This window comes from Actinomadura sp. 6N118, from assembly GCF_044326415.1.
Taxonomy (GTDB): domain Bacteria; phylum Actinomycetota; class Actinomycetes; order Streptosporangiales; family Streptosporangiaceae; genus Spirillospora.
Genome location: NZ_JBIRAZ010000011.1, coordinates 320675 through 341658, shown reverse-complemented (window position 1 = coordinate 341658; position 20984 = coordinate 320675). Strand labels below are relative to the sequence as shown.

Below are 20984 nucleotides of genomic sequence, written 5' to 3'. Positions count from 1 at the left end.
AGCTCTCCTGGGTCATCGAGTGGACGTGACGCGGTGGCAGGCCATCGGGGGATGATGCCGGTCCGGCCAGTCAGCGCCGTTGTCGGTGATCAGCCAGATCCATCGCTCGGGGTCGGCCGGGGTGACACGGGGCGCGTATCCGTCGGTCACCATGATGATCGCATCGGGTTGCTCCTCGAACCGCTTGCCGTTCACCTTGAGCCGGCCCTCGGCGTAGTCGACGACGTTCTGGAAGTCCGTGCCGCCACCACCCGAAACCCGCTCCCCAGGGACGAACGGCATCACCACGCCGTCGAAGCTGAGCCAGTGGCTCTCCACCCCGTCGGTCTGCCCGACCAGCGTGGTCAGCCAGTCGACCACGGAGTCGGGCATCGATCCCGAGGTGTCGAACGCGATGAGCACCACCTTTTTCCGCTGCGGTCCGCGCCGGGTCAACATCGGGTCGTGGCCCAGGGCCAGCAGGATCGCGCCGTGCTTCTTCGGGTAGACGAGGCGTTCGCTCTCGTCCAGCTTCGAGGCGAGCACGTCGACCAACCAGCGCTGCCACCAGTCGACGCGGCGGGTCTTCGGGGTGGTGCCGCGAAGCTTGTCCAAGCCCAGGCTGCCCCAAAGCTGATCCAGCCGTTCTCCACCGTCGGCCGTGCGGTCGGCCAGATCGAGCACCTCGTCGCGCGCTGCCGGATTGCTCCGTAGCGCGGCCTGGATCACTTGGCGCAGCACCTCGTCACCCAGTTGCTCCACGGTCTCGGCATCCATGGGAACGTCCTCGGCGAGGTCACCCTGATGAAGGCAATATCCCCACCCGACTTCGCCGAGCGTCTTCATCCGTCGCAGCTCGCCGTACACCGTGAGATCGGTGTAGACGAACTCCTCATACGGCAGCGGCGTGAGCTTCTGCTGCCGCAAATCTTCCTCATACGCCTGGTAGACCAGCCTTGGGTCGACTCCGACCGGCTCCTGCGAGCCAGGAATCGTGGGCAGGCTGGACCGCCGCAGCCGTTGCAGTGCGACGTGATTGATGGCTACCTCGGCGGCCAGCGTGAACGCAGGATCGGTACGCAGCTCCTCCTCCACGTACAGGTGCCGGTGCATCAGATGCCGCGCCTCATGAAACAGAACGAACTTGACCCCTTCGAGGTCCAGCTCCAGGAAGAAATACGGGTTGTAGAGCAGGGCGCAACTGCCGTCGCCGGTGGCCATCACCGCGGCGGTGGGGATCGCGGTGGTCGGAATGTGGTGATGGCACTTGGCGTACAACCAGGACGCGACCACGCTCTGCCCGACACCGAAGTCCAGCAGTGCGGCCTCCTTGCGCCGCCGCGCCTCCTCCACCACCTCCGGGTCGGCCGGCTCTTCTTCCAACAGCCGCCGCAGATCCGACAGAGGGGCCCCAGTTCGGCGCTGCCGGTCCGGGCGAACGCGCCCGCCCCCAACCGGATGATGATCCCCCGCCCCAAGGCTCATCGAAGCACCCTCAGTGGCTGGAGCAACCGCACCCATGCCTCCAGATCCCCCCTGCGAGGGTGAGCTCCAGGATCCGTCATGTGGTGTCCCGCCGTGACTCGTCCCCTACTGACCGCACGCACGATATCGGGTCGATACGACAAAGCACGCCGAAATGATCATCAAGCCACGGCGCCGAGCACCGGTCCGTTCACGGCCACGTGCCCCACACGGGAGTCGACTCGCTGGCCGCCTGGAACTGCCGCGCCCTACTCACACATTGCGGGCAGATCGGCTCGTCGGTCGATCTGGCGACAGCCTCCGGCGTGGCCGGTCGCAACGAGCCCAGCACCGTCATCCCCGGCGGCAGACCGGTCTCAGGATCTATGAGAATCGTCGGAACGCTCCGAGGATCGAACTCAAAGGTCTGCTTGCACACGACACATGTGCCTGCGGTCAGAGACTCCCCATCCGCCATCCCGGCCGAACCCCTCTGCTCCTTCGTAGCCCTCCTGGCTGTACTACAGATGAACGTAGCGCCTTCTCAAGTCGGGTCGGCTACCGCTTGCCGGAATGGCTCCAGCGCTGCGGCCACCTTGTGGGCTTGGTCTTCCCACACTTCGAGCCACTCGTTGTTCTCGGCTTCCAGGGCATGAGTAAACGCCTTGGCAGCCAGCGTTCGCATTTCTTCGTCCCAGGCGAACGGGTGTGAGTCCAGGAAGTCTTCGACAGTGCCCGAGACTGAGGCGTCAGCTCCTGCTCGTAGCGCTATCAGGGCGGCCGCCGCGACCGCTTGATCTGCGCTCTTGGAACTGACCATCTGCGAAGGGGCCAAGAATGCCGTGAGGGTCTGGCGCAGCGCATCAGGCGCCGCCGCAGTGCCTATGTCCCTGAGGCTGGCCAGATAGTCGTATGCGCCATCGTTCTCAAAGGGTCCGTGGCCCCATGCACCCATGTATATCCCTCATTCCATGCCCGGAGTGCGAACAAGATACCGGCAAGGGATGGAGATTCGCTTCGCGGTTAACCCAGGTAGTACGGGGTGGACAGCGGGGAGCGTTCAAGATACGGGTTGTGATTCAGGTCTCTTTGGGAAGTTGAACGTGAGCTGCCCGGACTGCCGTGTATTGGCCTGAAGGGTCTGGCTAGGGGAGCTGGACCCTCGAGGAGAGGGTGCTCCATGAATCGCAGCATCACCATCACGGCCGTAGCGGTCGCTGGACTGGCGTGCATGGCGGCGCCGGCCGCTGGTGACACGGGTGCGTTCTTCGCCACCAGTCTCAACGGGGCCAACGTCGTGTCGGGCGGTGACAAGGACGGGAGCGCGGTCGCGTACCTGGGGGTCAAGGGCGACCAGGTGTCGTTCGCCATCGAGTCCCGCGACATCGGGGTTCCGACGAGCGGTGAGCTACACCAGGGCGCGAAGGGCACCAATGGGGACGCGAAGATCTCGTTCTTCACACGGCCGAGCGGGCTGGGGTCGGTGAGCGGGACCGTGCGGGTCTCCGACCAGAAGCTCCTGGATCAGCTCCGGAACGATCCGGGGAGCTTCTACATCGACCTGCACAACCGGCAGTTCACCGGCGGGGCCGTCCGCGGGCAGGTCCACAAGCTGACCAGCGCCATCGACATGAAGCGCGCACTCCGGCAGAACTTCAAGGCCTCGGTGCTCAAGGGGGTTCAGATCTACGCATGTACGCAGCAGGCCAACGGCACGTTCGCGTTCACCCAGGACAACGTACGTGCGTCGCTGCAGCGGAAGATCTCGCACTTCTTCGTCAATCCCGGACCGGCCGGCCCGCCGAAGTGGCTGGCCAAGGACGGCTCTGCGGTGACCGGCAGCGTGATCTCCCGGACGCCGAACGGGAGTGGCAACATCGCGGAGCTCGACCTGGCCGCGACCCAGGCGGGCGAACCTGAGGGACTGCTGTCTGGGATCAACGAGATCCTGCGGCTCAACACAGTGGGTGGGGTCGCACCGGCCGGGTCCTGCGAGCCGGGCAGCAAGGCAGAAGTTCCGTATCGCGCCGACTACGTCTTCATCGACGCTGTGAGTTGACGCGGGGACCAGGCGGTGCGTCCATAAGCGGGGCGCACCGCCTGTCTGTGTCCGGATGCGGCGAATCAGGGACTGCCGCTTGCCGCCGCCTTTCGCATGATTCTCCTCGTCGGGCGGCTACTCCAGGGACTTGTCTCCTAGCGATTCAAGGACGCTGCGCAGGGTGTTCTCCAGTTGGTCGCGCTCTTCGGACCCGAGGCTCGCGAGCAGGCGCGCCTCGTTCTCCACGTGCGGTCCCACGATCTCGTCGACCATGGCGCGGCCCTGGTCGGTGAGGCGGACGCGGATGGACCGGCGATCCTGGGGATCGGGGACACGTTCGACCAGGCCCTTGGTGGCGAGGCGGTCGATGCGGTTGGTGATGGCACCGGAGGTCACCATCGCGGCCTTGTTGAGGTCGCCCGCCGTGAGGCCCTTCGTCCCACCGGCGCGGCGGAGGGTGGCGAGCACGTCGAACTCCCAGAACTCCAGGCCGTAACCCGCGAAGAACTCCTTGAGCTCCCGGTCCAGCAGGCGCGACAGCCGGCTGATCCGGCCGACGATGCCCATCGGCCAGGTGTCCAGGTCAGGGCGCTCCCGGCCCCACTGCGCACGGATCTCGTCCACTGCGTCGGACATCGTCCACTCCTCTCAACGGAAATAATCTCAACGTTCATCTACTTGACGTTGAGGCAGTACCCGTGATGATATCTCAACGTTGAGATTATCAATGAGGAGTGATCCAGATGGCCAGCATCGCCGCCCCGCACGCCGCGTCCTTCCCGCACCTCAAGGACCTCGCGCTCACCGCCTACGCACCCGCGACGTGGGGCACCACATACGTGGTCACGACCACGATGTTGCCTCCCGACCGGCCGCTTCTTGCCGCGACATTGAGGGCCCTCCCCGCCGGGTTGATCCTGCTGGCAGTGACCCGGCGCCTTCCGTTCGGCTCCTGGTGGTGGAAGTCGGCGGTCCTGGGCCTGCTCAACTTCGGTGCGTTCTTCCCGCTGCTCTTCTTCGCGGCCTACCGCCTGCCCGGCGGCGTCGCCGCCACCATCGGGTCGGTGCAGCCGCTGATCGTCGCGCTGCTCTCGCTGGCGATCCTGCGTCTCCAGCCGACGCGCAGAGTCCTGGCTTCGGCGCTCGTCGGAACGAGCGGTGTGGCGTTGCTGACCCTGACCTCCGCGGCACGGATCGATCCGCTCGGCATCGGGGTCATGCTCATCGCGACCTCGCTGATGGGGCTTGCCGTCGTCCTCACCAAGCGCTGGGGACGGCCTGACGCCCCGCTCCTGGCCGTCACCGGCTGGCAGCTCACGTTCGGCGGTCTCATGATCGCGCCGTTCACCCTCGTCAGTGAGGGACTGCCCAGCACGCTCACCGCGGAGAACCTCGTCGGCTTCACCTACCTCGGTGTGATCGGCACGGCCATCGCCTACGCCTTCTGGAACCGCGGGATCGGCAACCTGACACCCACCTCCGTCTCCCTCCTCGGCCTGGTCAACCCGCTCGTCGCCACCCTCGCCGGGATCGTCTTCCTCAGCCAGACCCTCAACCAGTGGCAGACCCTCGGCCTCGCGATCGCCCTCGGGGCGCTCGTCGCCGGCCAGACGCGTGGCCAGGCCCGCGGGCAATCGCGCGGCCAGGCGCGCGGGCAAGCGCGTGGCGAGGCGCGCGGGCAGGCGCGTGGCGAGGCGCGCGGGCAGGCGCGTGGCGAGGCGCGCGGGCAGGCGCGTGCCCAAGCCCTCCGCCAGGCGCGTGGGCAGGCGCGTGGCCAGGCTCTCCGTCAGAGCTGACGCGCCGGATCTACGGCACACCGCGCAGCACGGCCCGGACCGGAATGATCCCGGTCCGGGCCGTCTTATTCGAAAGTTGTCCAAAAGGCCCGTGCACCGAATACGGTGGAGCCCGGTTGATCTACGTTGGTTCTCGCCGCAGGGGGCGATGGCATGCGGATCAAGGGCAAGGGCACGCCCGACGCGGACGCGCCGTGGCATGAGATCATTCCCGGCCTGTGGATGGGCGGCCATGTGTACCGCGACGCCGCCGGCGTACGGATGCGCGCGGTGGTCACGGCGGAGTTCGACCTCGTGCTCAGCCTCTACCGGCTGGACGGTCACGGACCTGACGCCGGAGTCGAGCACCACTGCGTCGAGGTTCCGGACGGGCCTCTGGTCCCAGAGCAGATCGAGGCGGTCTGCGGGCTGGCCGACATCGCTGCCGCGGCTGTAGGTAACGGACGCCGGGTGCTGGTGCGATGCCATTCGGGCTACAACCGCTCCGGAGTCGTCATCGTGCAGACCCTGATCAACCTCGGCTACTCGACCGAAGACGCGATCTTCCTCGTTCGCTACCGGCGTTCCAAGTGGGCGCTGAACAACCCGCTCTTCGTCGACTACCTCACCTCCGGCCTCGACGTCGCGCGGCTCCTCACCGGACTGGGCGCGCTGGACGGGTGACCCCCGCTTCCGGTTTCCCAGGGTTTTCCCAGTCAACTCCAGGTGGTTTAGCAGCAGCCGCCGCTTGGCTGACGTCATGAGAATCGACAGGAAGACCGGCGTGGCGGCGATCGGCGCGGCGGGACTACTCGGTCTGGGCTTGTACCTCGCCGTTCCGGCGGCTGCGGCCAAACCGTCGCCCACTCCCACGGCTTCGTCCTCGGCTGCCCCGGACCGCCACAAACACAAGCATCCACGCCTGCATGCGGCACGTGCCGCGCGCGGCGTGCACGGCGAGATGACGGTGCGCCGGGACGGCAAGTTCGTGGAGATGGCCTGGCAGCGAGGTCAAGTCACGGCGCGCACCGGATCGAGCCTGACCGTGCGCAGTGACGACGGCGTGAGCTGGACATGGAACACGACCGCCGACACCAAGGTGCGCAAGAACCGGGCCAAGGCCGCCCTCAACGACGTGGCCAACGGCGACCGGGTGATGGTGTGGGGCGACCAGAACGGAACGACCCGCACCGCCAAAATCGTCCGGGTGCCGGATAAGAAGGACCGGCCACGAACAACCCCGAACTAGCCACCAACCGACCTGGTGCCGGGTTCTCCTCGTTGGCTGGCTGCAGTAACGTCGAGATCCGGGGGGCGGGAGGATTCAGCGTACGGACGCGGCGGGGAGCCCATGAGCGAGGACCGGCAGCGCGTTCTCGTCGTGGACGATGAGGCCAACATTCGCGACCTGATCGAGGTGGCGCTGCGCTTTCACGGCTTCCAGCCCACGACTGCGGGCAGCGGCGCCGCCGCGCTGCGCGAGGCCCGTGACCGGCCGCCGGACCTCATCCTGCTGGACGTGATGTTGCCCGACCTCGACGGCTTCGAGGTCTGCCGGCGGCTCCGGGCCGACGGCGACGAGGTGCCGGTGATCTTCCTGACCGCCAGGGACACCCCCTCGGACACCGTCACCGGCCTCACGCTCGGCGGCGACGACTACGTGACCAAGCCGTTCTCCATCGACGCCCTGGTGGCCCGGGTGCGCGCCGTCCTGCGCCGGACGGCGCCCAAGCCGGTCCCCGACGGTGCGCCGGGCGCGGACGGGGTGCTGCGCGTCAGTGATCTGGAGCTCGACGAGGTGCGTTGGACCGTACGGCGGGCGGGCGTGGAGGTGGAACTGTCGCCCACCGAGTTCCGGCTGCTCGCGCACCTGATGCACAACGTGGGCCGGGTACTGACCCGCGCCCAGCTGCTGGAGGCCGTCTGGGGCTGGGAACACCACGGCAACGGCCAGGTCGTGGAGACCTACATCAGCTATCTGCGGCGCAAGCTCGATCCGCTCGGCCCGCCGCTCATCCACACTCGGCGCGGGGTGGGTTACGCGCTCCGGCCATGACGTTGAACGCGCGGCTCACGGCCGGGCTGCTCGCGGTGACGCTGGCCGGGCTGTTGATCACGGGGTTCGTCAGCGCGTTCTTCCTGCACGGCTACCTCATGGACCGGGTGGACGATCAGTTGAGGTCCGCGCGTGACAGGGCGGTGGCACGGCTTATCCGGCCTGGGCTGCCCGGCGAGGGGGTCGCGCCGGCTCCCTTCATCGTGCTGTCGGTGACGCCGGAGAACCAGATCCGCGTGCTCAGCGACCAGGAACCTGATCCCGCGCCTGCCGTCGCGGAGGTCCAGCGCCTGGGGTTCGCCGGGGTCAATGACCGCTCGCGCACGCTCGACCCGTTCTCGCTCGCGGACATGCGCGCCGTCGCCCGGCCAGCCCCCCGCAACGGCAATCTGATCGTGGTCGCGACGCCGCTGGAGGAGATCAACTCCGAGGTGCGCAACCTGGTGATCGCCGAGCTGGCCTCGGCCACGGCACTGGTGGGGCTGCTGGCGCTGCTGGGGCGGCACCTGATCGCGCGCGGGCTGCTGCCGCTGGGGCGGATGGCCGAGACCGCGCACGGGATCGCGACCGGCGGTGACCTGCGGGCCCGCATGCCGGTCGCGGATTCGCGCACCGAGGTCGGCCGGCTGGCCGCGTCGATCAACGTGATGCTGGAACGCATCGAGCAGGCGTTCTGGGCGCGCGGCCGGTCCGAGGCCCGCGTGCGGGAGTTCGCCGCCGACGCCTCACACGAGCTGCGGACGCCGCTCACGACGATCCAGGGGTACGCGGAGCTCTACCGGCACGGCGCGCTCGACCCCGACCAGTTGCCGGACGCGATGCGCCGCATCGAGGAGGAGGCGCAGCGGATGAGCCGGATCGTCGGTGACCTGCTGGAGCTGGCCCGCCTCGACCGCGGGCAGTCGTTGCAGCCCGCCGAGACCGACCTGGCCACCCTGGTCCGGGACGCGGTCGCGGACGCGTCCGCCGTCGCGCCGGATCGTTCGTACGAGGTGGACGCGCCGAAATCCCTGACCGCCTTCGTGGACGAGGCCCGTATCCGCCAGGTGCTGGCAAACCTGCTGGCGAACGTGCGAGTGCACACGCCTGACGACACGCCGGTGACCGTGCGTGCGGCCCGTACGCCCCATGGAATCCTGCTGGAGGTCGCCGACCGGGGGCCGGGCATGAGCGCCGAGGATGCCGCCCGCGCGTTCGAACGTTTTCACCGCGCCGAGCATCACTCCAGCGGAGCGGGCCTCGGCCTCCCGATCGTCGCCGCGATCGCGGCCGCCCACGGTGGCCGGGCGGACCTGCTCTCCGAGCCTGGCGCGGGTACGACCGTCCGGGTGACGATCCCCCGCGGACGCGCGCCACACCCGCCCGGCGGCATCGCGATCCAGTCGGCGCCCGAAACCCCCGTCGACAAGCCGATCACGCAGCGCTGACTCGTTCCTGTATCGCCGGTGTCAGGCGTCCATCGGCCGATGTCAGGCGCTTATCTGCCGATGTCAGGCGCTGCGGAAGGCTCGGCGGGCTGCCTGTTGCGTGGTCCGGCGTTGCGATCCGGCTTGGCGTGCCCGGTCGAGGCTGGCGCGGACCTTGGCTGCGCCTCGCAAGGCCGTGGTGGAGTCTTTTACCCGGCCCGCATAAGGGGCCAGGACCTCGGCGATGGGCGGCGGAGAGGCCTCTTCGCGGACGAGTGCGAAAGGTGTGGCGGACGGAAGGGTCGTTTGGCTCCCCGCGGCGGGGACGAGCGTGAGAGCCGTTTGGCAATGCGGGCACCGCAACCCCGGTTGGGAGTCTCTGCTCATACCACGGATCATTACCCGTAGGTCTGACATTTGAGCCCAGGGGCCGCCTGAACGGCACCTTAACTGCCGGAAGAGTTTCCAGTGTCGAAAAGATGATCAAAGGGCTCGACCGCGGCCGGGGTCCTGTGGAACGTTCAGGATGATCGTGGTTCCAATGGAGGGACATCCTTGTGATCTTGGTGTCGGGTGCGACCGGTAACGTCGGCGGGGAGTTGGCGCGGCGGCTGGCCGAGGCCGGGGTGGCGGTCAGGGCGCTGGTGCGGGATCCGGGGAAGGCACCGGCCGGCACCGAGCCGGTGAGCGGGGACCTCGATCATCCAGAGTCGCTCGCGGGTGCGCTCAAGGGAGTGGAGGGCGTCTTCCTGCTGAGCGGGTACGCGGACATGCCGGGGCTGCTGGAGGAGATCAACCGGGCCGGGGTTGGCAGGGTCGTGCTCCTCTCGGGCGGCGCGGTGCTGGCCTCCGACACCAGGAACGTCATCTCCCGCTACATGAACGAGTCCGAACGCGCCGTACGGGAATCCGGCGTGCCCTGGACCTTCCTGCGCCCGAGCGGATTCATGTCCAACACCCTGCAATGGGCCCCGCAGATCCGCGCAGGCGGCGACGTGGTGCGGGCGCCCTTCCCACAGGTGCGGATCGCGATGGTCGATCCGTACGACATCGCCGCGGTGGCGGCCGAGGCACTGCTGAGAGACGGCCACGAGGGGAACGTCTACAACCCGACCGGCCCGGACTCCCTGCTGCCCGCCGACCGCGTCCGCATCCTCGGCGAGGTGCTGGGGCGTGAGCTGCGCTTCGAGGGGCAGACCAAAGCCCAGGCGCGGGAAGACATGATCGGCACCATGCCGGTCGAGTACGTGGATGCCTTCTTCTCCTTCTACGCCGACGGCAAGCTCGACGAGTCCCACGTCCTGCCGACCGTACGCGAGGTCACGGGGAACGCACCGCGGACGTTCGCCCAGTGGGCAATCGCGCACGCCGACGCATTCCGCTGAGCCCCTGAGGCCTTAAGCCCCTGGGTCCTTGAGCCTCATGAGCCCCAGGCATTGAGCCCCGCGGTTGTCACGCGGATTCGGCCGGGGCGGCAGCGGCCTCCTCGGGTGAGCGGACGCGGATCCAGGTGTGCAGCAGCAGGAGGAGCTCGACCCGCCTGTCCGGCTCGTAGAGATCGTCACCGAACATCTCCTCAAGACGCCGGATCCGGTAGCGGACGGTCTGCTCGTGGACCAGCAGCCGTTCGGCCGCCGCCACCGCGTTGTCGTGGCACTCCATGTAGGTCAGCAACGTCCGGGCGAGCGGCTCGCGCCGATGGACAGGGAGGTCCATCAGGGGTGCGAGCCGGGTCCGGAGCGCGACGTCGATCAGCTCCTGGCTCATCGCCGTCACCAGGGTGGGGACGTGGTCCAGGCAGCGGACCGGTTCCTTGGCAGGCAGCACGCCGCGTTCGATGAGCCGCAGCGCCTGGCTCGCCCAGCGCAGCGACAGCGCGCCGCGCGTCATCGGGACGGTCGGTCCCACGGCGGCCTGGCAACCGCGGACGAGGGACGCGATCAGCCGCTCCTGCCCGGGGCCGTCAGGATCGGGCACGATCAGGTACGGGGCCGGACCGTGCCAATCGGCAAGGACCGCCGGCGGCAGCACGGGCGCGGTATAGCCCTCCGGCGGACGCACGGCGATGACGGCCAGTGTGCGCGGCAGGTCCCAGCGCGCCGGCCTGGCGAGTTCGGTGATGGCCTCGCGGCTGGCGGGCGGGTCGACGATGAGCAGGTCCCGCAGCCGCCAGCGGAACCGCTCCCGCTCGGTGGCCAGCACTTCCTGCGCCTCCGCGTAGCCGCGGGCCGCCGCTCCGGCGATCTTCTCCAGGAACACGAACAGCGACTCGGTGATCTCGCCGAGCGTCTGGAGCGACCAGCTCAGGCGCTGGGCCTCCTTGATGAAACGGCGGCAGGCCACCTGGCCGCTCACCCTGATCGCGCTCTGCAGGCCGTCCAGGCTGCGTCCCTTGCGCGCCTCGTACGCGCCGATGCCGACGAAGATGTCGGTCACGGCGACCCAGGAGATGTCCTTGTTGCCGAAGGCCTCCACGAACTGCCGGACGCTCTCGGTGACCGCCCACTGCATTCGCTGTCCGTACGGGCTCTCGGTCGGCCGGGCGTACTCCGGTACGAGTGCCTTGATCTCCCGGACCATCTCTTCGGCGGCGGCTTCTAGGTGGGGGCGGAGTGGCTCGGCGAGCTCGGCCGAGATCTCGGTGAGCGGACGGCAATCGGCCGCGGGGGGCGCCTCGCCCATGTGGACCTCCCTGGGAGCGCGGTGCCAGATTCCTCTGACGGTCCAGGATCATCTGACTCAACCCGAGTCAGAAGTGGCTCACAGACGAGTTTGGGGAGTCTGAATTGTCACATTTTTAACAATTACGTCACGTCGTGTCGTGTGCTCGCCGCCACAATCTGCAACCTTCGGTATAGGTGGCCAGGTCGTGGTCGGTGAAGTGAGCGAGGTCCCAGTCATACGGCTCGGTCGCGTTCTTCCAGGCGTACGCCCACGATGCCCGGCCGTCATCGAGAGAAAGCGGCACCAGTTCGTAGAGATCGCTCTCGTAGTCGTCCAGCAGACTCTGTTCCGCAGGCGTCAGCCCGGTCATCAGCAGACCTTCGGCGACGCCCTCGGGGTCTGCGATGAGGCCGGGATAAACGACGCCGGGAAGCGCCCGAACGCGCCAGCCGGTCGCGGTCGCCGGGGACAGGTCCGGCACCCGGCCGAGGAGGACCTCCAGCACGGCCGGGAACCGCAGGGTCCCGTATACGAAGAGTCCAGCGGTCATGCCCTCGCAGCGTACGCGGAGAAGTAGATCTTCGGCACGCCGGAAGCCCCGGCGAGCGGCTCAGCATGCCGGTGAACGCGCGGCCGGGCCACCGCCCGGGCCGTCGTCATGTGGTGGACCGACCGCCATCGCGCGGAGACCCGCGATCGGTCTACTTCCTGCGGAATGGGCGGGTGATGCCCTTCTGCTTGGCCTTGGCGGCAGCGTGTGAAGCAGGGCGGCCGCTCAGGATGCGGCGACTGCCGAGCATGCGGCGGCCGCCCGGGATGTGGCGGCTCCAGAAAGTGCGGCGGCTCCTGAAGATGTGGCGGTTGCCGAAGGTGCGAAGGTTGCCCACGATGCGTCGGTTTCCTGATGTGCGGTGGCCGCGCAGGGTGCGGCGGCTGTGCGTGGTGCGGCGGTTGCGCAGGGCGCGGCGGACGACGATCAGGGCGACGGCTGCGGCGGCGGCGCCGGCGGCCACGGGCCTCGGGCGCTTGCGTACCTGCTCGGCGGCCTTGGTGGCGGCCTCAGGTGTCGCTTCGCGGGCACGTTCCTTCAGTTCTCCGGCCTTCTGCTGTGCCCGTGCCTTGACGTCCGTGCGCGAGGCGAGTTCGCCCACCGTCGCGCCAAGGTCATTGCGGGCCTGTTCGGTGCGTTCACGCTGCGCTCGGAGTTCCTGGTCACGCTCGGTCATCGGTGGCCCCTGTTCTTGATCTCCTGAACGTCGGCCCGGACGCTTTCGGCGGTCTGCTCGGGCTTCGGCGGCGTGGCCATGGCCATTTCCTTCTTGCCCCGCTGCGCGAGCACGGCCGCCACGACGAACAGGACGGCGGCCACGATCGCGGCGGCCGCCCAGGTGGGCAGGGCCAGCGCCAGCAGCGCGATGACTCCGGCGATCAGCGCACCGACGCCGTAGAGAGCAGTGATGCCGGCGCCGCCGTACATCTTGGCGCCCTTGGCCGCGCTCTTCCCCTTCTGCCGTAGCTCAAGCTGGGCTAGGCGCAGCTCCTCGCGTACCAGCTGGGCACTCTGCTCGCTCAGCTGCTTGACCAGTTCCGACGTCGGCGCACCCGACGTCGGCATGCTTGTCATATCGCTCATCGGTTTCCTCCTCGATCAGTCCTCTCGGATACCCGCTGTGTCGGAGTCCTAACAGGTCCGCCGGTTTCGGCGGGCCCGGGAAGGCGCAGGTCACGGGCCTGGCGGCGGCAGGCCCCTTATTTGGCGGAGTGCGTACTATGGCCCGGTAGGGGACAATGGCTGGGGGAGGTGCCCGCGGTGCGGGCCTGGCCGCCGTTCGTGGTTGAACGGGCCGATGGCGGCCGGTGCCCCGATGGCCGAGTGATCATCGGGAACCGGGGGCATGATCGACGTATCTGACCAATAGCGAAACTCGTCCGTTCGACTGTTGTTCATCTTGGCCAGGGAACATTAAGAACATGAGCGTCAATCCAGGACATTTCCCCTTCGACGAGGAGTCACTACCCGACGACCGGTTCTTGGACCGTGAGGAGAGCTGGCTCCGCTTCAACCAGCGTGTCCTGGAGCTCGCCGAGGACCCGCAGCTGCCGCTCCTGGAACGGCTGCGCTTCCTGTCGATCTTCGCCAGCAATCTCGACGAGTTCTTCATGGTGCGGGTCGCCGGCCTGGCCCGCCGCATGGCCACCGGGCTCGCGGTCCAGTCCGCCAGCGGCCGGCAGCCCCGCGAGGTGCTGGAACGCACCGCCACTCTGGCCCATGAGCTGATGCTCCGGAACGCCACGTGCTTCCGCGACGATCTGCGCCCGGCGCTCTCCAAGGAGGGCATCGAGATCCTCCGGTGGGCCGACCTCGCCGAGACCGAGCAGGAACGGCTGCGTCGGCTCTTCCGCGACCGCATCTATCCGGTGCTGACCCCGCTGGTCGTCGACTCCGCCCACCCGTTCCCCTACATCTCCGGCCTCTCGCTCAACCTCGCGGTGATCGTGCGTGACCCGGAGACCGAGGCCAGGATGTTCGCGCGGGTCAAGGTGCCGCCGGTGCTGCCCCGCTTCATCGAGGCCTCGCCCAACCGCTTCACGCCGCTCGAAGACGTCATCGCGGCGCATCTGGGCCAGCTGTTCGTGGGCATGGAGGTCGTCGAGCACCACGCGTTCCGGGTCACCCGCAACCAGGACCTGGAGATCGACGACGACATCAGCGAGGGGCTCCTCCAGGCGCTCGAACGCGAGTTGCTGCGCCGCCGCTTCGGGCCGGTCGTCCGGCTGGAGGTCGAGGACTCGATCTCCGATGCCGTGCTGGAGTTCCTCACCGAGGAGCTCCCCGTCGACGAGGGCCAGGTCTACAAAGTGGACGGCCCCCTCGACCTGGCCGGCCTGGCCGCGATCGCGGACCTGGACCGGCCTGAGTTGAAGTACCCCCCTTTCGTGCCGTCGAAGGAGGCGATCCCGGAGGACGCCGGCATCTTCGCGGCGATCCGGGAACGTGACATCCTCCTGCACCACCCGTACGACTCGTTCACCACGAGCGTCCAGCGCTTCATCGAGGACGCCGCGGCCGACCCGCGCGTTCTGGCGATCAAGCAGACGCTCTACCGCACCAGCGGCGACTCCCCGATCGTCCAGGCGCTGATCAGCGCCTCCGAAGCCGGCAAGCAGGTCGTGGTCGTGGTGGAGCTCAAGGCCCGCTTCGACGAGCGCGCCAACATCGCCTGGGCGCGCGAGCTGGAGAAGGCCGGCTGCCACGTGGTGTACGGGTTCGTCGGGCTGAAGACGCACTGCAAGCTCGCCTTGGTCGTACGGCAGGAACGGGACGGCACGCTGCGCCGCTACTGCCACATCGGCACCGGCAACTACCACCCCAAGACCGCCCGCCTGTACGAGGACTTCGGCCTCCTCACCGCCGAGCCCGAGATCGGCGAGGACGTCAGCGTCCTCTTCAACCACCTGACCGGATACTCGCGGCAGAACTCCTACGGCCGCCTGCTCGTCGCGCCGCACAGCCTGCGGTCCGGCTTGGTGCTGCGCATCGAGCGGGAGATCGAGAACCACCGGGCCGGGCGGGCCGCGCGGGTGCGCATGAAGTGCAACTCGCTGGTCGACGAGGTGGTCATCGACGCGCTCTACCGCGCCTCCCAGGCCGGTGTCCCGGTCGACATCTGGGTACGCGGCATCTGCGCGCTGCGGCCGGGCGTCGCGGGCCTCTCCGAGACCATCCGGGTGCGCAGTGTCCTGGGGCGTTTCCTGGAGCACTCGCGGGTGTTCGCGTTCGAGAACGGCGGTGAGCAGGAGGTGTGGTTCGGCAGCGCCGACCTCATGCACCGCAATCTCGACCGGCGCGTGGAGGCCCTGGTCCGGGTGACCGAACGGACGCAGCGGGCCAAACTGGTCGGGCTGCTCGACCAGGCGATGGACGACGGCACCCAGGCATGGTGGCTGGACGGTGACGGCACGTGGACGCGGCGTTCGGCGATGACCGACGAGAAGCTCCTGGACATCCAGAGCCATCTGGTGAAGAGCCGCCGCTGGAGGACCGTGGATGCAACCTCTTGATCCGTCGGACATCGAGGAGGACGACGTGGGGGAGGGCGACGACGTGATCCGAGCGGCCGGCGCCCTGTTGTGGCGAGACTGTCCGGAAGGTCCCGAAGTCGCGTTGATCCATCGGCCCAAGTACGACGACTGGTCGTTCCCCAAGGGGAAGCTCAAGCACGGCGAACACATTCTGCGCGCCGCGGTGCGCGAGGTGGAAGAGGAAACGGGCGTCGTGCCCCGGCTCGGCCGCCGCCTGCCGACCAGTTCCTATCCCAAGGACGGCAAGACCAAGCGCGTCGACTACTGGACCGCCCGTGCCGCGTTGGCCGGGCCGTTCGAGCCGAACGACGAGGTCGACCGGCTGGAATGGCTGCCGATCGTGGACGCCTATGAGCGGCTCAGCTACTCGCACGATGTCGATCTGCTGCGGGAGTTCGAGGCGGGCCCGCCGGACACGTGGCCGCTGGTGATCCTGCGGCACGGGTCGGCGGGGGAAAAGCGCGAGTGGAAGGGGCCTGACGAGCTCCGTCCCTTGGACGAGCGCGGGCGCGCTGAGGCGTCCCTGCTTGCGGGACTGCTGCGCTCGTACGGGCAGGCCCGGCCGATCAGCTCGGCGACGGCGCGATGCCTGGAGACGCTCCTGCCGTACGTCCGGCGGGAGGGTGCGAAGGTCGTCACCGAGGAGGCCTTCACGGTCGGCGCCACCAGTGCCGAGCAGGCGTGCGAACGGCTGCTCGAGCTGGTGGCCGACGGTGCCCCGGCCATCGTGTGCACGCACGGCGAGGTCGTGTCCGATCTCATCACCGGGCTGTGCAAGCGCCTCGGCGAGAAGGTCCCCGACGATCCGAGCCTGCGCAAGGGGTCCTTCTGGGTCGCGCACATCGCCTCGGACAGCGCTGGCGAACCCACCATCGCCGCCCTGGAACGCCACGCCCCTACCGCCGGCCGAGCCGGCGATGGGGTTCCGCGACGAGCCCTGTCACCAAGGCCATAGGTGACTAGAAGGACGGTTTGGGGGTGTTCTTCCAGGTCTCCGCAAGCGTGGCGATCGTGGCCTTCGCCTCACACTGCTCAACGCCATAGAGGACACCGAGAGTGAAGGCCTCCGATGTGTCGCTCGTCCGTGACAGGGCGGCCTTGAGGTGTTCCATGGCGATGACGCCGTCCTGGTAGCCGCCAAGCACCTCCTGCACCTGTTTGGCGCGCTTAGAGGTCTCCATGGCGGGCTTGCCGAGCACCGGCCTGGCCAGATCCGCCGCGTACCTGGCCCGCTTTCCCGCCTTGCGCATCTCGTGTCGCGCGATTTCGGGATCGTCGCTGCTCACGATCTCGTCGTACGCCCTGGCGAGCTTCTTCCACATCCGCATGACCAGGCCGGGCAGCTCCTTGGTGGCCTTGCGCCCGGCCCGATCGGTCAGCGGGGGATCGGTGACGAGAGCCTCAAGCGAGTCCAGGAGTGCGAAGTAGCGAGGCTGCTTCAGCGTCACGTTCAGCCGCCGGTAGGCCGCCGCCTCCTGGCGTCCGATCTCCGTCAGCCAACTCTGCGACGGATTCTCGCCGATCTCCTCCAGCCGCTCCGTGAACCGCATCCGGAGGACCTCAAGGTCGCGGACCTCGCCCAGCTCGTCCGCGAGCCACTTGAGCTCCACCCTGAGCGCATCGGTGTGCCGGCGGTCAAGGATCGCCCGATAGCTCTGCAAGGCGCTCCGGATCCGGCGCGTCGCCACGCGCATCTGGTGCACCGCGTCGTCCTCGGCCAGCCGCACCTTGGGATCCCATTTCAGAATGGCTGTCACCTGCTCGCGCAGATAGCCGACCACCGCGTCGCCAGCCGTGTCCTTGGACTCCGCAGGAGCCGTCCGCTGGATCGACCCGTTCAGCACCCGCCCGAGCTTTGACGACGACTCGGCCTTGCGCGCACCGGCCTTGATGAGCCGCTTGCCCGCCGCCTTCAGCAGCGCGGCGTCACCCGCCGCAAGCTCGACCTCGATCTCGCGCCAGGACTGCCCGGCGGCATCGTCGGCCACCACCCGCCCGGTCACCGCGTCGTCCGCGATCTCCGCGAGTTCCTCGCCGTCCTCACCCAGCAACCGGACCACCGTCCGCGAGGTCTCCAGCATGGCGACCGGTGCCAGCTCCTTGCCCCGCGTGTAGGCGGCGACCAGCGAGGCCAGCCGGGCCGGTACGACCTGCGCCCGCCCCAGGGGAGCACGTAGCTCGTTCTTGCTGTCCGGGCCTGCCGGAATCTTCAGATGCCAGCCCGCGTCCGCGCCGCCGCGTCTCCGCCGAAGCGTGATGCCGTGCGCCGCGAGGCGCAGATCGTCGGTGTCGAAATAGGTGGCGACCAGATGGTGGGTCTCCGGCGCGCTGACTCCTGTGACACCGGGAAGCCCGGCCAGATCGGGGACGGCGTACTCCGGCTCGGCATCGTACTTGCGTTCGACCTCGAGGTGCTTTACGGCCATGCTTTGCGGCTCCTTCACGCCCAGGTGACCAGCATTCCACGGCGAGATGAACAGCAAAAGTAGAGATCCCTAACAGAAGACCCCCGGGAGCCGGGTCTGGAAGTCCAGCAGCCCCACCCAGGCGGGGCGCAACGCGATGCGGGCCATCCTCGTCTCGGGGTGCGCCGCCCCTGCCGCATAACCGGCTCCGCCCTCGTCTCCGAGAAATCTACGCGCCGCCTCCGCCTGCTCGGGCACCATGCCGTCGATCTCCGTGATCGACACCCGGCCCCGCAACAGCAGCACATCGGGTGGATGAGGCTCGGTGTCGATGGTCACAGCGACCTCGGGATGCGCGCGCAACGCGCGCACCCGCCCCGCCGGCCGCCGGATCCCCAACGGCTCGCAGTGTATGAACGTGGCCATCACCAGTTCATCACCCGTCCATGTGAACCACGTCGGCGTCACCCGCGGCGTCCCATCCATCGCGAGCCGCTCACTCCGGAAAACTGATCGCCCAGTCGGTGCGGCCGGCCATGGCGGCCCGGTGCTCCATCGGGCGGCCGGTCACGAGTCCAGGCTGACGCTGTTCTGACCTGGGTTTACCAACGTGTTTCAATGGCCATCGCCACGACGCGGTCCGTATGATGTATGTCTCATGACCGCACCGGCTCCGACGGGTAACCTGCCGGTCGCCGTCACCACTTTCGTGGGGCGCCGACGCGAGATCACCGAGGTACGCCGGCTGATGTCGGTTTCGCGGCTGGTGACGCTGACGGGTGTCGGCGGCGTGGGCAAGACACGCCTCGCCCTGGAGGCCGCCGCCCAATCCCGCCGGTCCTTTCCCGACGGTGTGTGGCTCGTTGACCTGGCTGCCCTGGAGGACGGCTCGCAGGTGGACCAGACCGTGGCCAACACGGTCGGCGTCCTGGACCAGTCGACCCGCCCGCCGGCCGAGAAGGTGGCCGAGCTCCTCCTGCGCCGGCAGGCGCTGATCATCCTGGACAACTGCGAGCATCTGCTCGACGACTGCGCGGCGTTCGCCGACGGGTTGCTGCGCGCCGCGCCCGGCGTCCGGGTCCTGGCCACGAGCCGGCGACCGCTGGCGATCACCGGTGAGCACCTGTTCACGGTGCCGCCGCTGTCGATGCCCGATCCCGAGCAGGCCGTGGACGCCGAGGCGCTCGGCCAGTACGACGCCGTGAGCCTGCTGGCCGAGCGGGCGGCGGCCATCCATCCTGGTTTCGCCGTGACCGAGCGGAACCACACCGCCGTGGCCCGGCTCTGCGCCCGCCTGGACGGCATCCCGCTGGCGATCGAGCTGGCCGTGACCCGCCTGCGCGTGTTGTCGGTGGAGGAGCTCGTCGACCGGCTGGAGGACCGGTTCGCGTTGCTGACCAGCGGCAGCCGGGTCGCGCTGCCCCGGCAGCAGACCCTCCGCGCCTTGATCGACTGGAGCCACGCCCTGTGCTCGGAGCAGGAGCGGCTGCTCTGGACGCGGCTGTCGGTGTTCTCCGGTGGGTTCGACCTTCCCGCGGCGGAGGGCATCTGCTCCGGAGACGGGCTGGAGCCCGCGTCCATCGTCGACCTCGTCGATCAGCTGGTCGCCCAGTCGATTGTGATCGGCGAGCACCGTGACGGGGGCGTCCGGTTCCGGCTGCTGGAGACCATCCGGCAGTACGGGCGGGAACGGCTCGCCGAGTCCGGCCAGGAGGCCGCGCTGCGGCGGCGGCACCGCGACTTCTACCTGGCGCGCGCCCAGCGCGTGGCCAGCGGATGGTGCGGTCCCGGCCAGGAGGCGGCCCTGGCGCTGCTGCGCGCCGATCATGGCGACCTGCGCGCCGCGCTGGAGCTGTGCATGTCCGATCCGGACGGCCCGCGGGCCGCGCTGCTGATGACGGCGGCGCTGCGGCAGCACTGGTACGCCGACGGATTCCTCCCCGAGGGACGGCGCTGGGTCGACCGGGCGCTGGACCTTCCCGGCCAGCCGCTCGCGGAACGGGCCACGGCGCTGTGGGTGGCCGCCTGGGTCTCCCTCCTGCAGGGCGATCACGACATCGCCAAGTTCCGGCTGGAGGAGTGCGAGGCACTGGCCAAGGAGGTGGACGACGGGACCGCGCAGGCGGTCGCCACCAGCCTGCGCGGCACTGCGGCGCTGTTCGAGGGCGACCTGCCAGAGGCGATCGCGCACTTCGAGAAGTCCGTCGTGACCCTGCGGGAGTCGGGCAACACCCATGGCTCCCTGATGTCGATGTTCCAGCTGGCGATCTCGCTGGCGCACGCGGGGGAGCTCGACCGCGCCGCGGCGACCTGCGAGCAGGCGCTGGCGATCAGCGAGCACTGCGGCGAGCGATGGGTCCGCTCGTACATCCTGTGGGTCCTCGGCTTCGGCACCTGGCAGCGCGGTGATCCGGCCGCCGCGACGGAGCACACCCGCGAGGCGCTGTCGATCCAGCGCGGCTTCAACGATCATGTCGGGGCCGCGCTGATGATCGAGCTGCTGGCCTGGCTCGCGGCCACGCAGTCGGAGTTCACCCGCGCCGCGCACCTGCTCGGCGCGGCGCGTTCCATCTGGCGGAAGGTCGGCACGACGATCGACGCCCTCGGCCCGCATCTGGGAGCGCACCACGCCCGCTGCGAGCAGGCGGCTCGGCGGGGGCTGCGCGACAGCCAGTACCGCGCGGCTGTCGCGGGCACCGAGAACCTCACCGTCGCCCAGGCGATCGCCCACGCGCTCAACGAGGAGCCCCAGCCCGCGGCCTCCGGCGGCGAGCCGGGCATGGTGCTGACCCCGCGCGAGCGGCAGGTCGCCGACCTGGTCGCCCAGGGCCGGAGCAACCGGGCGATCGCGGAGTCGCTGGTGTTGTCGACCCGCACTGTGGACGGCCACGTCGAACGTATCCTGGCCAAGCTGGGATTCACCGCCCGGACGCAGATCGCCGCCTGGGTGACCGAGCAGCGCACCCGCCCTGAATCGCCGCCCCCTGGGCCCGCAGGCCCTCCGTGACCACCTGTCCCCCTGCGGACAGGTACCTGCGGGGGTAGTTCTACGCATTTCCCTCATATGTCCTGTGTGTGACTCTCCCCTCAGAACCGATCGCGGCTCATCGC

The 20984-nt window shown here is 68.8% G+C and carries 19 protein-coding genes; 10 read left to right on the top strand and 9 right to left on the bottom strand.

Annotated elements, in window-relative coordinates; genetic code table 11:
* Positions 1-12: 12 nt before the first annotated feature.
* The gene (locus tag ACH34W_RS28765) at positions 13-1362 is read right to left on the bottom strand and encodes a hypothetical protein (protein WP_395964216.1); all 1350 of its coding nucleotides are present in this window, start codon (positions 1360-1362) and stop codon (positions 13-15) included.
* Positions 1363-1987: 625 nt separating this feature from the next.
* Complete coding sequence (locus ACH34W_RS28760) at positions 1988-2398, bottom strand: DUF4259 domain-containing protein (protein ID WP_395964215.1); 411 nt, start codon at positions 2396-2398, stop codon at positions 1988-1990.
* A gap of 225 nt (positions 2399-2623) precedes the next feature.
* Between ACH34W_RS28760 and ACH34W_RS28755 the strand changes: the two genes are divergently transcribed.
* The gene (locus tag ACH34W_RS28755; RefSeq protein WP_395964214.1) at positions 2624-3502 is read left to right on the top strand and encodes a DUF3455 domain-containing protein; all 879 of its coding nucleotides are present in this window, start codon (positions 2624-2626) and stop codon (positions 3500-3502) included.
* Between the two features lie 117 nt (positions 3503-3619).
* Here the strand turns inward: ACH34W_RS28755 and ACH34W_RS28750 are convergent, their stop codons facing one another.
* A complete protein-coding gene (locus ACH34W_RS28750; RefSeq protein WP_395964213.1) occupies positions 3620-4120 on the bottom strand; it encodes a MarR family winged helix-turn-helix transcriptional regulator in 501 nt (166 codons plus the stop codon).
* Between the two features lie 107 nt (positions 4121-4227).
* Between ACH34W_RS28750 and ACH34W_RS28745 the strand changes: the two genes are divergently transcribed.
* From ACH34W_RS28745 to ACH34W_RS28720, 6 genes are all read left to right on the top strand, one after another.
* Entirely contained in the window at positions 4228-5280 is a 1053-nt protein-coding gene (locus ACH34W_RS28745; protein ID WP_395964212.1) for an EamA family transporter, read from the top strand.
* A gap of 153 nt (positions 5281-5433) precedes the next feature.
* On the top strand, positions 5434-5943 hold the full coding sequence (locus tag ACH34W_RS28740; protein WP_395964211.1) for a hypothetical protein: 510 nt from the start codon (positions 5434-5436) through the stop codon (positions 5941-5943).
* Between the two features lie 76 nt (positions 5944-6019).
* On the top strand, positions 6020-6508 hold the full coding sequence (locus tag ACH34W_RS28735) for a DUF5666 domain-containing protein (protein WP_395964210.1): 489 nt from the start codon (positions 6020-6022) through the stop codon (positions 6506-6508).
* Between the two features lie 102 nt (positions 6509-6610).
* Positions 6611-7315 (top strand): response regulator transcription factor, encoded by a 705-nt coding sequence (locus tag ACH34W_RS28730; protein ID WP_395964209.1) that lies wholly within the window; start codon positions 6611-6613, stop codon positions 7313-7315.
* Positions 7312-8742, top strand: coding sequence for a sensor histidine kinase (locus tag ACH34W_RS28725; protein ID WP_395964208.1), 1431 nt, complete (start codon positions 7312-7314; stop codon positions 8740-8742). Before ACH34W_RS28730 ends, ACH34W_RS28725 begins: the two co-directional genes overlap by 4 nt.
* Before the next feature lie 536 nt (positions 8743-9278).
* Positions 9279-10106, top strand: a complete 828-nt coding sequence (locus ACH34W_RS28720; RefSeq protein ID WP_395964207.1) for an NAD(P)H-binding protein — start codon at positions 9279-9281, stop codon at positions 10104-10106.
* A 67-nt stretch (positions 10107-10173) separates the two neighbouring features.
* On the opposite strand, the gene ACH34W_RS28715 is transcribed toward ACH34W_RS28720, so the two are convergent.
* From ACH34W_RS28715 to ACH34W_RS28700, 4 genes are all read right to left on the bottom strand, one after another.
* Positions 10174-11403 carry a PucR family transcriptional regulator gene (locus tag ACH34W_RS28715; RefSeq protein WP_395964206.1) on the bottom strand — a complete coding sequence of 410 codons (1230 nt, stop codon included), beginning with the start codon at positions 11401-11403 and terminating at the stop codon, positions 10174-10176.
* 127 nt (positions 11404-11530) lie between these two features.
* Positions 11531-11935, bottom strand: coding sequence for a gamma-glutamylcyclotransferase family protein (locus ACH34W_RS28710; protein WP_395964205.1), 405 nt, complete (start codon positions 11933-11935; stop codon positions 11531-11533).
* A gap of 151 nt (positions 11936-12086) precedes the next feature.
* A complete protein-coding gene (locus tag ACH34W_RS28705) occupies positions 12087-12611 on the bottom strand; it encodes a DUF3618 domain-containing protein (protein ID WP_395964204.1) in 525 nt (174 codons plus the stop codon).
* Positions 12608-13018 carry a phage holin family protein gene (locus ACH34W_RS28700; RefSeq protein WP_395964203.1) on the bottom strand — a complete coding sequence of 137 codons (411 nt, stop codon included), beginning with the start codon at positions 13016-13018 and terminating at the stop codon, positions 12608-12610. Before ACH34W_RS28700 ends, ACH34W_RS28705 begins: the two co-directional genes overlap by 4 nt.
* A gap of 338 nt (positions 13019-13356) precedes the next feature.
* Between ACH34W_RS28700 and ACH34W_RS28695 the strand changes: the two genes are divergently transcribed.
* Positions 13357-15447 (top strand): RNA degradosome polyphosphate kinase, encoded by a 2091-nt coding sequence (locus ACH34W_RS28695; protein ID WP_395964202.1) that lies wholly within the window; start codon positions 13357-13359, stop codon positions 15445-15447.
* Positions 15434-16423 (top strand): NUDIX domain-containing protein, encoded by a 990-nt coding sequence (locus ACH34W_RS28690; RefSeq protein ID WP_395964201.1) that lies wholly within the window; start codon positions 15434-15436, stop codon positions 16421-16423. The genes ACH34W_RS28695 and ACH34W_RS28690 overlap by 14 nt, the downstream gene beginning before the upstream one ends.
* A gap of 4 nt (positions 16424-16427) precedes the next feature.
* Here the strand turns inward: ACH34W_RS28690 and ACH34W_RS28685 are convergent, their stop codons facing one another.
* Positions 16428-17894 carry a CHAD domain-containing protein gene (locus ACH34W_RS28685; protein ID WP_395964200.1) on the bottom strand — a complete coding sequence of 489 codons (1467 nt, stop codon included), beginning with the start codon at positions 17892-17894 and terminating at the stop codon, positions 16428-16430.
* Between the two features lie 69 nt (positions 17895-17963).
* Positions 17964-18299 carry a hypothetical protein gene (locus ACH34W_RS28680; protein WP_395964199.1) on the bottom strand — a complete coding sequence of 112 codons (336 nt, stop codon included), beginning with the start codon at positions 18297-18299 and terminating at the stop codon, positions 17964-17966.
* Between the two features lie 232 nt (positions 18300-18531).
* On the opposite strand from ACH34W_RS28680, the gene ACH34W_RS28675 reads away from it, so the two are divergent.
* Positions 18532-20880, top strand: coding sequence for an ATP-binding protein (locus ACH34W_RS28675; protein WP_395964198.1), 2349 nt, complete (start codon positions 18532-18534; stop codon positions 20878-20880).
* Positions 20881-20984 lie beyond the last annotated feature (104 nt).